11 protein-coding genes are annotated in these 14,589 nt (G+C 42.5%); 8 read left to right on the top strand and 3 right to left on the bottom strand.

Translation table 11 applies throughout. From position 1 onward, the window contains the following. The first annotated feature begins 49 nt into the window (after positions 1–49). Positions 50–1,474: an aldehyde dehydrogenase family protein gene (locus tag ACT3QR_RS05625; RefSeq protein WP_444520410.1), complete on the top strand. Its 1,425-nt coding sequence runs from the start codon at positions 50–52 to the stop codon at positions 1,472–1,474. Between the two features lie 406 nt (positions 1,475–1,880). Continuing rightward, positions 1,881–3,461, top strand: coding sequence for a GMC family oxidoreductase (locus ACT3QR_RS05630; RefSeq protein WP_444520411.1), 1,581 nt, complete (start codon positions 1,881–1,883; stop codon positions 3,459–3,461). Between the two features lie 499 nt (positions 3,462–3,960). On the opposite strand, the gene ACT3QR_RS05635 is transcribed toward ACT3QR_RS05630, so the two are convergent. The 3 genes from ACT3QR_RS05635 to ACT3QR_RS05645 all read right to left on the bottom strand — a co-directional run bounded on the left by ACT3QR_RS05635 (position 3,961) and on the right by ACT3QR_RS05645 (position 7,709). Beyond that, positions 3,961–5,106, bottom strand: a complete 1,146-nt coding sequence (locus tag ACT3QR_RS05635; RefSeq protein WP_444520412.1) for an NAD(P)-dependent alcohol dehydrogenase — start codon at positions 5,104–5,106, stop codon at positions 3,961–3,963. Between the two features lie 96 nt (positions 5,107–5,202). Continuing rightward, a complete protein-coding gene (gene dctP, locus ACT3QR_RS05640) occupies positions 5,203–6,249 on the bottom strand; it encodes a TRAP transporter substrate-binding protein DctP (RefSeq protein ID WP_444520497.1) in 1,047 nt (348 codons plus the stop codon). Between the two features lie 116 nt (positions 6,250–6,365). Next, on the bottom strand, positions 6,366–7,709 hold the full coding sequence (locus ACT3QR_RS05645; RefSeq protein WP_444520413.1) for a lyase family protein: 1,344 nt from the start codon (positions 7,707–7,709) through the stop codon (positions 6,366–6,368). 24 nt (positions 7,710–7,733) lie between these two features. On the opposite strand from ACT3QR_RS05645, the gene ACT3QR_RS05650 reads away from it, so the two are divergent. The 6 genes from ACT3QR_RS05650 (at position 7,734) to ACT3QR_RS05675 (ending at position 14,586) form a co-directional block, all read left to right on the top strand. Beyond that, entirely contained in the window at positions 7,734–8,531 is a 798-nt protein-coding gene (locus ACT3QR_RS05650) for an IclR family transcriptional regulator domain-containing protein (RefSeq protein WP_444520414.1), read from the top strand. Between the two features lie 453 nt (positions 8,532–8,984). Then, positions 8,985–10,043, top strand: a complete 1,059-nt coding sequence (locus ACT3QR_RS05655; RefSeq protein WP_444520498.1) for a TRAP transporter substrate-binding protein — start codon at positions 8,985–8,987, stop codon at positions 10,041–10,043. A gap of 186 nt (positions 10,044–10,229) precedes the next feature. After that, positions 10,230–11,147, top strand: coding sequence for a TauD/TfdA dioxygenase family protein (locus tag ACT3QR_RS05660; protein ID WP_444520415.1), 918 nt, complete (start codon positions 10,230–10,232; stop codon positions 11,145–11,147). 12 nt (positions 11,148–11,159) lie between these two features. Next, the gene (locus tag ACT3QR_RS05665) at positions 11,160–11,939 is read left to right on the top strand and encodes a class II aldolase/adducin family protein (protein ID WP_444520416.1); all 780 of its coding nucleotides are present in this window, start codon (positions 11,160–11,162) and stop codon (positions 11,937–11,939) included. 263 nt (positions 11,940–12,202) lie between these two features. Continuing rightward, positions 12,203–13,414: a 3-oxoadipyl-CoA thiolase gene (gene pcaF / locus ACT3QR_RS05670; protein ID WP_444520417.1), complete on the top strand. Its 1,212-nt coding sequence runs from the start codon at positions 12,203–12,205 to the stop codon at positions 13,412–13,414. Next, positions 13,414–14,586: an alpha/beta fold hydrolase gene (locus ACT3QR_RS05675; protein WP_444520418.1), complete on the top strand. Its 1,173-nt coding sequence runs from the start codon at positions 13,414–13,416 to the stop codon at positions 14,584–14,586. Before pcaF ends, ACT3QR_RS05675 begins: the two co-directional genes overlap by 1 nt. Positions 14,587–14,589: the final 3 nt, after the last annotated feature.

Consider the following 14,589-nt stretch of genomic DNA (forward strand, 5'->3'; position numbering starts at 1 on the left):
TTTTTAGTTAGCCCTATAAATAATATTTACGAGAATAAGAGTGAAAACAATGAAAGAATTTAATTTAATTATCGGCGGTAAAAGCGTTACCACTACCGATTATTTCGATGTCATCAACCCTGCTGATAAATCTGTTATTGCCTGCTGCCCAAAGGCCAGTGTGACTCAACTAGATGAAGCAGTCGCAGCTGCTAGATCCGCGTTTACTAGTTGGTCAGCACTCACCTATGCAGAGCGCCGTGACTACTTAATGCAGCTTGCTGATGCGGTTGAAGCTCGTGTTGATGTTCTTATGACAATGCTGACCAAAGAGCAAGGCAAACCTACTAAAGGTTTTGCCGATTTGGGTGCAGGCTTTGAGTTGGGTGGTGTATTGGCTTGGATACGTGCCACTGCTAGCATGGAGTTAGAGCCAGAAACCATTCAAGATAATGACTTGGCTCGGATAGAGTTACATCGTAAGCCTCTGGGCGTTGTAGGCTCAATCACCCCATGGAATTATCCATTACTCATCGGTATTTGGCACATAATTCCTGCTTTGCTTACTGGCAATACCGTCGTCATGAAACCATCTGAAATGACTCCATTGACCGTACTATGCTTTGGTGAGATTGCTAAAGATATTTTGCCAGCAGGTGTGTTGAACGTGGTAACTGGCAAAGGTGATATTGGTGCGGCGATGTCTGCACACGTGGACATACAAAAGATTGTATTTACAGGCTCAACCCCAACGGGCAAGGCCATTATGAAAAGCGCTGCCGTGACTTTAAAACGTTTGACACTTGAGCTAGGTGGCAATGACGCTGGTATTGTACTGGCGGATGCTGATATTGAAGCCATCGCAGGTAAGATTTTTGCGACCTCTTTTATCAATAATGGCCAAACGTGTGCTGCCCTAAAACGACTATATGTGCATGAATCCGTACACGATGAGTTGTGTGCAGCCTTGACCGCGATTGCCAAAAGCATGAAGACAGGTAATGGGCTAGATGAAGATACTGACTTTGGACCTCTGCAAAATGAGGCACAATTAAATATCGTCAAAGCCCTTGCTCAAGATGCCAAAGAACGCGGTGCAAACTTCTTATGTGGCGGGGAAGTGGTAGACGAGACTGGCTATTTTTATCCCATAACGTTGGTGAATGATATCAATGATGGCGCAAGATTGGTTGATGAAGAACAGTTTGGACCGATTCTTCCCATTATTAAGTTTACCGATGTCGAAGAGGCGATTGTTAGTGCCAACCGCTTATCTGTTGGACTTGGCGGTTCAGTCTGGTCAACAGACATCGAAAAAGCACAGAGTATCGGCTCACGTTTAGACTGTGGCACTGTGTGGATCAATAATCATGCCATGGTGCAACCTGATGCCCCGTTTGGTGGTGTCAAAGACTCGGGGTTTGGTGTTGAGTTTGGAGAAGCTGGTCTTAAAGAGTTTACTTCTATACAGACCATGCAAGTTTTTAAATCTTAATAGATATTTATTACATAGCTGTTTATTACCTAATAAGTATCTAGGGCGCGTCATTAATTAGCACATTAATACGTTTAGTGGCCTAAAAATGGCTAAGTTTTAAGCCTCACAATCTAATTGATGATACACCCTAGTGACTGCTAGTTAAATGCAAAAAATATGGCCGAAGTAGAACAGGTAGTGAGTACTTATCTTTAGAGATGCTAAAGGCCTCAGATTATATGATTGTTAGTAGGAAAAATCAGTTATCTGAAGATGGTTAGTTATTTTAATTGAAATAGGCTCATCTAAAATAAAGGAATATAGCTGACAATAAAAAGGAGTTTTAATGTCTACTAAAAATAAGTCAAAAGGTATTTCACGTCGCAATTTTTTAGGATACACCGCAGTTGCCTCAGGTGTACTTATGTTGTCTAAGGGTGCTATAGGTGCAAGTATTAATCCTATAGATAGCCATAGTAAAGAATTCGATTATGTGATTATTGGCGCAGGTTCGGCAGGCTGTGTACTTGCAAATCGTCTAACTGAAGACGGTAGTCAGGTACTTATCATTGAAGCAGGAGGTCCTGATAACAGTGAAATGATATCAACACCCATGCGTTTAATTGAGCTATGGGGTACCGAATATGATTGGGACTATAAAACAATACCGCAAAAAAATGCACACAATCGTATCTTAAATTGGCCACGTGGTAAAACAGTGGGTGGGTCATCTTCATTAAATGCCATGATTTATGTGCGAGGTAATGCATCTGATTATGATCATTGGGCAAATGACTTGGGTTGTGCTGGGTGGTCTTATAACGATGTACTACCATATTTCAAAAAGTCAGAAAATTACTCACGTGGTCCAAGTGTCTATCATGGCGGTGACGGGCTGCTTCATGTTACTGCAGACTTCACGCCTCATCCAGTCACGAAAGCAATAGTTGATGCTGCTATAGAGTCTGGTATCCCCTTCAATGATGACAGCAATGGGGAAACACAAGAAGGGGTCAGTTATACTGATTTAAATACGAAACATGGGAAGAGGCATTCCACCGCGGTCGCTTTCTTACGTCCAGCGCTCAATCGTCCTAATTTATCATTAATAACTAACTCACGTGTCCATAAAGTAAATACAACAAAGGGTATAGCAACGGGTGTTACATATCGTCAAGAAGGTGCTATCAAAACAGTTAAAGCCAAAAAAGAAGTGATTGTATGTGGCGGTGCTATTGAATCTCCTCGTATTTTGATGCTATCAGGCATTGGTTCAAAATCAGAGTTAGAAAAGCTTGGTATTAATGTGATTGTCGATAGACCCGGTGTAGGTGAAAACCTCCACGATCATAATTTAAGCCCTGTAATATATGAAGGAAAGAAGGAAGTTCCACCACCAAGTGATATGTCAATTCAAGTATTGCATGCTCATATGTTTGCAAAAACCCAGACAGCTCTACTCGGGGCCGATATGCAGCCACTTTTTTTTCATGTTCCTTATTATGCACCTGATCAAGATAGTTCTATTGAAAATGCATTCTCTCTAGTAGCTGCAGGAGTTAGACCGACCTCACGCGGTAGAATTACATTAAACAGTTCTAATCCTGATGATAAGATGAATATCGATCCAAATGTACTTGATACACAATATGATGTCGATACATTAGTGACTTCGATTAAGCAAATGCGTCATATCGCAAACCAACCAGCTTTGAAAGAATGGCGTGGTCGAGAAATATATCCAGGTGAAGACGTTAAAACAGATGAACAAATTGCAGAGTATGTACGTTCGTCAGTTGTAAGTTACCATCACCAGAATGGCACCTGTAAAATGGGAAGTGATGGTTTGGCAGTGGTGACACCGCGATTGAAAGTCCGAGGTGTTAACAGGTTGCGTGTGGTAGACGCCTCCATTTTCCCATTTGTTATGGCTGGTAATACCAATGCACCCACGATTATGGTAGCAGAAAAGGCAGCTGATATGATTAAAGAGGACAATGCATAAGTTATATCTGGGATTAGATATCCAAGTCGGACTCCATGTCAATATTTGCAGCCTTTGAAAATAAATCAAGATTACCCATAAGCTGATAGCTTATGGGTTTTTTGGACTATGCTGAATCGTTGGTAAGCTTTTTATTTCTTTAATATTTACAGATAAGTGTATATATTCATCATAATTAGATTTTCAGTTCCTCGATAGCAAAGTCACCATTACCTAAGCAATGACATTCTGGATTGTACATGCAGCCGCTGAGAAACAAATCAAAAATATAAGTATTTAGTGTGGGAATAGGTTTTTAATCAAGTATCTAACCAATCCGATAATGAATAAACTATGTTAGATGCAGCTATTTCTGGTGCAGTTATAGTTTTCCAATCCTAAATAGCGCGTTTTACCGTACCTTGTCCTATATCAAATACATATGTCTCACCATAATGAATAACATTTTTACAAAGCAAAAGCGTTTAAATCATAGAAAAAGATTATCTAATCTGTTGCATCAACTTGTAATAAGAATATCATCTGACTGCATTCTAACGATAGGCTTAAGAGTGACGCCTTTTTCACTATCCTCTGCGGCCTGATTAATATCTTTTAGATCGTAGAATTTAACGAGTTTATTGAAGGGGAATTTTCCTGCCATATAGAGATCTACTAGCGTTGGAATCAATGCAATAGGCACACTATCACCTTCAACCACACCGACTAATTTTTTGCAGTTTTGCATAAAATCGGTCAGATCAATATCTGCCGTTGAACCTGGCTTTGAGGCACCAACAATAGCGCCAATGCCGCGAGGGCATAATGCGGTGACCATGCTTGAGATAAGCGACCCTATGCCAGTTGTATCCATAGCAAATTGTGCACCGCTGCCCGTAATCTCCTGAATACGTGCAACAGCATCTTCTTCTTTGCTGTTGATTACATGTGTTGCTCCAATCTTCAGCGCTAGCTCCAATCGTGAAGGCACAATATCAACTGCAATAATCGTCGTAGCACCAATCGCTGCGGCTGCCATTACTGCTGATAGCCCAACGGCACCGCCGCCCCACGCAACGAAGCTAGAACCAGCTGTTACTTTGAGTGCATTCATGACGGTACCCGCACCTGTTTGAATACCACAGCCTAAAGGTCCCAGTAGTTCAAGTGGTGCATCCTTACGAACTTTGATAACATTGCGCGTATTTGCCACAGCATATTGACCAAACGATGATTGACCGAAGAAACGATCGTTCAGTTCGGTATCGTTGCTTGCGATTAAGGCATGAGAACCATCAACTCTTTGACCAGAAAAATTATACTGATTAAAGTTTTCGCAATAAGCAGGGTGACCTTCATGGCAAGAATCACATTTATTGCAGTTTAAAAAAGTCATAACAACATGGTCGCCAATAGCGATGTCTATTACTTTACTGCCGATAGACTCAATAATACCAGAGCCTTCATGCCCCAGTACTATTGGGTGCGGAACAGGGAACACCTGATCACGAGCGATCATGTCGGTATGGCACATTCCGGTTGCTACGACACGTACCAGCACTTCGTCATCTTGTATAGTAGCGGTTTTGACTTGCTCAATTTGGAATGGCCCACCTTTTTGGCGAATCACTGCTGCCGTGTAGCTAGTAGGAGTTGTCTGTATCATGACGATTCCTCTGAGTGACTGGTTAAAGATGCTAGAGTCATGTGGTTTTCAGTTTTTATTAACAATAGCAATGTCGACGAAAATAATGTTAAGCGATTAAGATTGACAAGCAGCACTGGCTTCTTTGGCTTTTTGATACACTGTTTGTGCGTCTAAATTCAGCGCTGTGACATCTTTTAGGTACTTTTGAGTACCAGCTTCTAACGGACCTTTCCATTTTGGATCGTTTAATGGGTCTGGAATATCTATCATCGTGTCACCCTTGGCTTTGGCTTCTGCCATATACTTTGCATCTTCTGCATCAAATACTTTGCCTGCCGCTGTTGCCATCTGCATGCCTGAGTTGTTATCAATGACTTTTTTGAGGTCATCTGGTAGGCTGTTATATTTGTCTTTATTCATAGTTACCATAATAGCGGAACTATAAAAAGGAATATTAGTGTGGGTGTTGGTTAGCTCTATCAATCTAAAGGATCCTGTCGCATCCCACGGCAGACTTAATCCATCTAATACACCGCGTTGCAGTGACGTATAAATATCAGTCGCAGGTAAGCCAACTGGCGTGCCACCTGCCGCTTCAATAATATCGCCTGCAATAGCAGAGGGGCGACGCATACGTAAGCCTTTTAAGTCATCCGGCGTGCGAATGGCTTTGTCAACGGTGTGCATGCCGCCTGGACCTGTACCCATCATAAACAATAAATGAGTGTCTTCGTATTCACTCGATATCACCCCATCGTCATATAGAGTCTGTAGCATACAGTTCATCTGAGTCGCTGAGTTAGAAAGCCCTGGTAGTTCTGTCACTTGGGTCAATGGAAAGCGGCCATTGGTATAGCCTTGTAGCTGAGAGCCTATATCAACGATACCTTTGGCAGTCGCATCGTAAGTGGCATCAGGTTTGCTAAGAGTTGCTGAAGGATATATTTCAACTTTGATACGGCCTTCAGACTCTTCTTCGACTTTTTTGGCCCAAGGCTCAAAAATTTCTGAATGAGTGGCCGCTGTTGCTGGCCAAAAATGTGAAAAACGTAATGTTGTGACTTCTTCGGTACTCGCCGTTGCGGCTTCGTTTGATTTCGAGCAACCAGTCAATCCAATCATAACGGCTAACGTTAAACTAAGGGGAAGCGTTTTTCTCATCATAAAATCCTTTTTCGACATTCTGTTCTAAATAAGAACTCTTGTTCGTATAGTGAATTAAAAATACCTTGTTTTTACTTTTCTGTCAATCTGCTTTACTGCTTGTAGAACCAAATTTATGAAGTGATATCTTCAATAGCTAGTAATACGGTTTGACATTGTCTTTGCGCTGCACCGCAGTAGGTCAAAGGTGATAAAACTGTTTTAAGCTCATCATGATTGCTTAAACCTACAGACTGCTCTGATAGCAAAGCCAAAAAGGTAGTTGTAAATCCTTGATGTTGACCGTGGGCTTGTTGGCTCGCTTGATTAATTAACGGGTAGATTTTGTCTTTGTCTGCTTCAAAATATTTTTCTAGGCCTTTGATTAAATAAGCATCGCTATTTAAATCAAGGTTGGTCGCCATACGCTCAGGGTAGACCTGCAGTCCATGCAATAATACTTTTAAATACGATACAGCACCTGCTATCAAAGCTGTGCCTTCAGTTAAAGGTACCCAGCTAGCATGCCACTGTCCTAATGCGCGCTCAAAAGGCTGGGCAGTGCTATTACTAATTACACTCATATGTCCATGCATCCGTAACGTGGCGGTTCTGATCAAAGCGCATAGTACAGGGTTGCGCTTATGTGGCATTGATGAGGAGCCACCCATACCCTCAATAGACGGTTCAGCAACTTCACCTAGCTCAGATTGAGTCATCAAAGCGATGTCCTCGACGATATTTTCCATTGCCCCAGCACAGGCATCTAATGTAGAAGCAATAGCATGAATAGGTTGTCTATTGGTGTGCCAAGGGAGTAGAGGAGCTGATAAGCCCAGTGACTCCGCTAACTGTTGCGGTAGATTATGATGCTCGTTTTCTTCATTACTTACGCCAACAGGACCACCCCATTGTAAGTAAAACCCTGACTGCTCTAATTGTGCTAACTTAGGCATGATAGCTATCAATGAAGATGCCCATTGGGATACTTTGGTACCAAAAGTGATAGGTAGCGCCTGTTGTAGCAGCGTTCTGCCTGCCATCGGCGTTTTACGATGTGTTTGAATCAGTACCTCACAAGCTTTTAATACTTCAATCAAATCTTGATGAATGCGTCTAAATGAAGGTTTGAGCATCATCATCATCGCGGTATCAATCACATCCTGACTGGTCAATGTTTGATGAAAAAACGGTTTTATATCGGTTGGAAGTAAAGACTTTGCTTGTGTTACAAAAGGAATAGCAGCATTACCGCCCAAATAAGTTTGTTTTCCAATGGCGTCAATATCAAATAATTCTAAGGCTAACGCTTGCTGGGATTGTTGAAAGATGTTTTTTGGGATAAGCTGATTTTTCTCTCGTACTTTTAGAACGGCTAACTCAAAATCTAACATGGCTTGAGTGAAAGCCTGGTCAGAAAATGCATTGGCAATATCAGAATGTACAAAAGGCTGATTGATTAGTCGATTGATTTTCATTTAGAATCCCTAACTTTGGTAAGTATGAATAATATATCTATGAAACAAGATAAGAAAATATCCTTTGATAGTCCAGATTTCGTGACGTCTCTTGCTGGTGGTTTAAGCGTTCTGCGAGCGTTTGATGACAATCATTCAACGATGACGCTGAGTGAAGTCGCCGAATGTACCAATATGGACAGAGCAAAGGCGCGGCGCTATCTACTGACGTTGCATGCGTTAGGCTATGTTCATAAGGACAAGCGTCAATTTAAACTCTCTCCCAAAACGCTCAGTATTGGGTCTAGCTATCTAAGCAGTGCGCATCATCACGACATCGTGCAGTTCTATCTCGAACGTGTGACTGAAAAAACGGGTGAATCTTGTTCCTTTGCCGTATTGGATGATGACGAAGTAGTTTATATTGCACGGTCTGCTGCCAAGCATCGTCTGCTATCCATTTCGCTCTCTATTGGTACTCGGCTGCCTGTCGCTTACACTTCTATGGGCCGTGCTATATTGGCCAACCTGCCTGGAGATGAGCGTGAAGATTACATCGAAAAAATCGAGCTAAACGCACATACACCTTTTAGTATCACTGATCGTGAACAATTCAAAGACATGTTAAGTGCCGCTCATGACGAGCAATATGTGGTTGTCGATCAAGAGCTTGATACTGGTCTGCGATCCCTTGCACTGCCTGTTTATAAGTCAAATAATGAACTTATCGGCGCTATCAATATCAGTACTAATGCCATGCGCGTGTCAAAAAAGATGCTTATCAAAGAGTTTTTGCCCATATTGCGTGATTGCGCTGAAAAAATCCAAACGTATTATATCTAGTCAGTCAAACCAAATGTTATTACCTGTTGAAGTTTATACAACGTTATGAGCAGGTAAAAATCACGATTGAATGGTCATCATAAAAAAGGCTTCCAATGCTTTATAAAAAATTGCATTGGAAGCTTTTTTTTGTCTTTTACCAAAACTAGGCAGCCAAGAATTGGGATTAAAATAATTGTATTTTCTAAAAGATAAATTATTGACAGCATGGTAAAAGGAAAGTATAGTCAAGTTCACAATATGAACATTAGTTCTAATAAAGAACAAATGGTATCATATTTATCAAAAAAATTGAGGTAATTATTTGCTGCCATCTACCTTTCTACTGTAAAGGAAGAGGTTGTCTTTAATAGACTCATAAAACATTACTGCAGTGCCAAGGATGGTGGAGCAGCTGGCATTGACCGTATTTAAGCTGACTCAGCTGCTATTTATATACAAGGAAGTATGCAAATGAAAATCAAAGACAACGTCAAAATGAGAGGTATATCTGTGCTGATAGCCTTGGCATTAGGCATGCTAGGGTGTTCTGGTCAATCAAATGAGCAAAGCTCTGAAATTGAAACCACCGTTTTGAGGTTCTCACACTTTTGGCCTGCAACCTCTGCGATGCATATTGAAATCTTTGAGCCATGGGCAAAAAAAATTGAGACGGAATCTAATGGCCAGTTAAAGGTTGAGATTTATCCATCAGCAACGCTGAGCAAGCCAGACGTGATGTATGATTCTGCTGCTAAAGGCGTCATTGATATTGGCTCTCAGGCACACGGCTACAGTGCTGGTCGTTTCCCACTCACGCAGATTGCTGAGCTTCCCGGCCTTTCAAACTCTGCCACCCAAATGGGCTGCATTCTACAAACACTTTACGACGATGGCACTATCGCCAGTGAATATGAAGACACGCATTTGTTATTTCTCATGGGCGCAGGACCGGCTGCGATTCATACGGTTGGTGAACCCATTCGTGTTCCTTCTGATATGAAGGGTCTGCGTATTCGTCGACCATCAGCCATTGCAGGCGATATCATTGAAGCCACTGGCGGCACACCAGTGGGTCTTCCAGCTAATGATATCTACACCTCATTACAGCGTGGCGTGATTGATGGCCTTAGCTTTCCTTGGCAGCCAACGGGTGACTTTAGACTGGTTGAGTTAACTAAAGCGCACACTAACATACCTTTCTATAACTCAGCATTGCTCGTGACTATGAACAAAAGTAAGTATGAGAATTTGCCTGACAACCTCAAAAAAGTCCTAGATGACAACTCAGGTAGAGTAATGTCTGATTTGGTAGGCGAAGTAACAGATAGAGAAGATGCTCAGTATATGGCAGAAGCGCGTGCTGCTGGACATACCATGATTGATATCCCCGATCCGCTCAATGATCCTGATTGGAAAGGGCCTCTATTGCAAGGCACGCAGAAATATCTGAGCGATGTTAAAGCATTAGGTTTAGATGCTGATGGTATCTACGAAAAGGTAAAAACGGTTAGTGCAGGCTGTAAATCTTAGTCAATGGCAGGTAGGCCTCATGTAGACAGTCACAATGATTGTTCAATATGTAGCCTTTTATTGGCTGTAAGCGTTGCGCCTAAGTGTGACTGTCAATATCGACAAAGGATTATCTCTAAAAAATATCTTTTTGTCTTATGTTTGATAGTTGATAAAAATCAACAAAAATTTTAAAGGATTAAAATTATGAAGAGTATTACACATCCAACCGGACTGTTTGACAATGGTGCAAAAGACTATAAGCATATTACCGCTATTCCTTTAGCGGCGGCTATGGGAGCAGAAATACAAGGCGTAGATCTCAGCAATGTGAGCGACGACGCTTTTGCTGAGATAGAAGCGGCCTTGTATAGGCATAAGCTTATATTTTTTAGAGATCAAGACATCACTTTTACGGACCACGAAAATATAACGCTCAGATTTGGTGATTTTGGAACAGACGCCTACACCAAAGGTGTAGAAGGGCATGAGAACATCCAACCGGTCATCAAAGAAGCAACTGTTGAAACAAAGATGGTGTTTGGTAGTGGCTGGCACACAGATTCCGCCTTTTTAGACTGCCCGCCTGCAATCGCGATCAACTATGGCAAAGATATGCCTCCATATGGTGGTGATACCTTATTTGCAAACTCTGTACTCGCATACAACAGCTTAAGTCCAGCAATGAAAGAGATGATAGCCCCTCTTAAAGTATGGATGAGTGCTAAACACGTTGTGAGTTCTATGCAAGCTGAAAAACAGTCACAGCAAAGAAAGTCTGGTGAATTAGGCAGTTTAGAGCTTGATGTCGATACACAAAAAATGATTGAAGGATCTTATCACCCGCTGGTTAGAACACATCCTGTATCAGGCGAAAAATCACTGTATGTAGACAAAACCTATGCCTGCGGTATCGAAGGTATGACAGAAGAAGAGTCGCGTCCTCTACTGGATTTCTTAGCAAGTTTTGCGACCCAAGAGTCTTTTGTTTGCAGGCTTAAGTGGTATAACAATACGGTTATCATGTGGGATAACCGAATCTGCTTGCATCAGGCGTTTAATGACTATGATGGCTATAGAAGAGAGATGTATCGGGCAGTCGTTATGGGCGAAAAACCAGAATAAGAGGATGGCTTAATGAAAGATATTTTTGAATCAATAGTAACGCCGCCTGGCTACAGTGATGATGAGTGGCAGGCGAGAATTGAGCTGGCATTATGCTATAGAATGGTTGACTACTATGGTTGGACTACACAAGTTTATAACCATATCTCGTATCGAATTCCGGGTACAGATCATTTACTAATTAATGCATTCGGGCTTTTATATGGTGAAATTACCCCTTCAAATCTGGTAAAAATAGATTTTGATGGTAATAAGCTTGATGATTCACCGTTTCCAATCAATAAAGCGGGCAATGTCATTCATACCGCCATCCATAAGGGTCGTCCTGATATTCACTGTGTGATGCACACTCACAATACAGATTTACAGGCAGTTAGTGCTTTGGAATGTGGTTTTATACCTTTATTCCAGGAAGCGTATATGTTTCATGATCGTATTGGTTATCACCCTTTTGAAGGCATTGTATTGGATGCAACAGAACAAGAGCGACTTGTTGAGTCAATTGGTACTGACAATCACACGCTCATGCTTAACAACCACGGTGTTATTACCACTGGCCCTGATGTGTCATGGGCGTTCATGCGAATGTACCAAATTATACAAGGCTGTGAGGTTCAGCTAAAGGCGATGGCTTCTGGTGGTAAATTACTCCAAGCTAGTGATGAAGCAATGATTAAAACCAGAGAGCAGTTTGAGGGTGGTGAGGCGCAAGCTGGTGCCCAAGTTAGGCTACCTGAATGGCCAGCATACTATCGGTTGATGAGCCGGATTGATCCTAACTGGATAAGATGAACTACTTGTTCTTACTGATATTTTGTCAGTTTATTTACATAGATTAGTAGAATTTTTAGTAATGAAAACCCACGAATTAGCGTGGGTTTTTTATTTTGGAAAAACAAGTAAACTCTGTTGACAAAAGCCAATAAAAAGTATAATTTAATTCATTATACGAACAATAATTCTTATATAGAACAATATTGGTAACAATCAGTATTGAATCTTGAGGGTATAGCGTAATGACAATGTGCCCATATTGCCTTTAGGGAGAAAGCAGCATGACCCCAGTATATATTTGTCACCCCAAACGTTCAGCAGTAGGTCGGTATGGCGGCGCATTGGCCGATATACGTCCTGATGATTTGCTGGCACAAGTGATCAAAGCAGTGCTTGAAGACGCTCCTGATTTTGACCATAGTGCGATTGAAGACAGCTTTATAGGCTGTGCTAACCAAAGCGGTGAAGACAATCGTAACGTTGCGCGCATGAGTGGCTTGTTATCAGGGCTATCAGAAAAAGTACCAGCGACAACCATCAATCGACTATGTGGCTCAGGCCTCGACGCAGTAGGAACGGCCTTTCGTGCCATAGTCAGTGGTGAGATGGAGCTAGCATTAGCAGGTGGAGTTGAGTCTATGACCCGAGCGCCATTTGTAATGGGTAAGCCTGAGGGTGCCTATGATCGTCGTCAAACGCTGCAAGACACGACCATGGGCTGGCGTTTTATTAATAAAAAAATGGACGCTATGTATGGTACAGAAGCGATGCCACGTACCGCAGAAAATTTAGCGGAAAAATATAATATCTCTCGTGAAGACCAAGATTCTTTTGCAGTGTGGTCACAACAAAAGGCCGCTCAGGCACAAAATGATGGACTTTTAGCGATCGAAATCACTCCTATTACGATTGAGAGACGTAAAAAAGAAGCGCTAATCGTCGATACAGATGAGCATCCACGTCCGAATACTGATATGACTGCTCTAGAAAAGCTGCGTCCTATCTACGAAGGAGGGACAATTACTGCTGGTAATGCTTCTGGTATCAATGATGGTGCTGCTGCGATGTTGATCGCTAGCGCCGCAGCTGTCAAAAAATACGGTCTAACACCTGTTGCCAAAATAGAAGGCATGGCAACGGCGGGTGTGCCTCCGACCATTATGGGTATTGGCCCTGTGCCTGCCACCCAAAAGCTCTTGAAGCGTCTTAATCTTAGTTTGGATGATATCGATATCATTGAGCTTAATGAGGCTTTTTCTGCTCAAGCACTGGCTTGCTCAAGAGAGATGGGTCTAGAAGACCGTGATCCGCGTCTTAATCCTAGAGGTGGCTCTATTGCACTGGGTCATCCACTAGGGGCTTCAGGCGCTCGTATTTTGATTTCAGCTATTCATGAGTTACAACGTACCAACAAAGATCGTGCACTTTGTACAATGTGTATTGGTGTTGGACAAGGTATTGCTTTAGTGGTTTCAAGAGTAGGAGAACAATAATGGCATTTTTGACAACAGACACGCATCTCGTTGCTTACCAAGATAGTGGTGAAACCTACTTGCCAGCATTATTTATGGCGCACCCGTTAGGTATGAGCCGTAATGTATGGGACAAAGTATGTGATGAGCTACATGGTCATTATCGCTGCATACGTTGGGACCTACCAGGCCATGGCAGCAGTGGCGCTGCTTGTGCAGATTTGACGCTAGAGCAGCTGGCTTATGATGTGCTCAGCTTAGCGAACGCTTTAGATATTGAAAGATTTAGTTTCATTGGTACTTCGATTGGCGGCATGATCGGGCAAAGCCTCTGCCAAATTTCGCCAGAATCTTTAGAGCAGGTTTGGCTCACCAATACAGGTGCTGTGATTGGTACAGCTGAGGCGTGGTCTGAACGCGCTGCCAACGTTCGTAGTTTGGGCCTGGCTCAAATGGCTGAAGGGATTGTCCCGCGTTGGTTTGCCCCTGCGTATATTAAGCAAAACCCGGGTGCACTGCTTGGCTGGCAAGTACAGTTATCACGCAATGGCGATGAGAGCTACGCCAAACTTTGTGAAGCTATAGCTAAAGTAGACAACCGCAAAAAGCTAACAACTTATAGAGATAAAGTGGTTTTGGTGGCAGGGGGAGAAGATGTCTCGACACCACCTGCTAAACTAGAGGAGCTAAAAACTGAGTTTACTGATGCAAAATTAGAAATTTTTGAAGGTGTAGGCCATGTACCGTCAATAGAAGCAACGAGCCAATTGGTCAAATTAATACAGTCAGATGCGGCTCGCAATACAGTCGGACAGACGGGTATTGGCTATGAGCAGGGGCTAGTCCAGCGCAAGCGCATTTTAGGAGAAGCCCATGTTGAGAAAGCATCCCAAAATGCCACCACATTGGACAGTCCATTTCAACAATTTATCACGCGTAACGCTTGGGGAGAGCTGTGGGGCGATCACAGTCTCACGGTACAGCAACGAAGCATGATTACCACTGCTATATTGGCCGCACTCGGGCGTGATGGTGAGCTGGGCTTGCATTTACGTACTGCGCATCGTCTAGGTATTAATGAAGATCAGTTACGTCAGGTGCTGATGCATGTATCGATCTACGCTGGCGTACCAGCAGCTAATCATGCTTTTTCTTTGGCCAAGGACAATGGCTGGGGCAATCCTACCCTCTGATAT

The organism is Psychrobacter sp. AOP7-B1-25 (assembly GCF_052376195.1).
Classification (GTDB): domain Bacteria; phylum Pseudomonadota; class Gammaproteobacteria; order Pseudomonadales; family Moraxellaceae; genus Psychrobacter.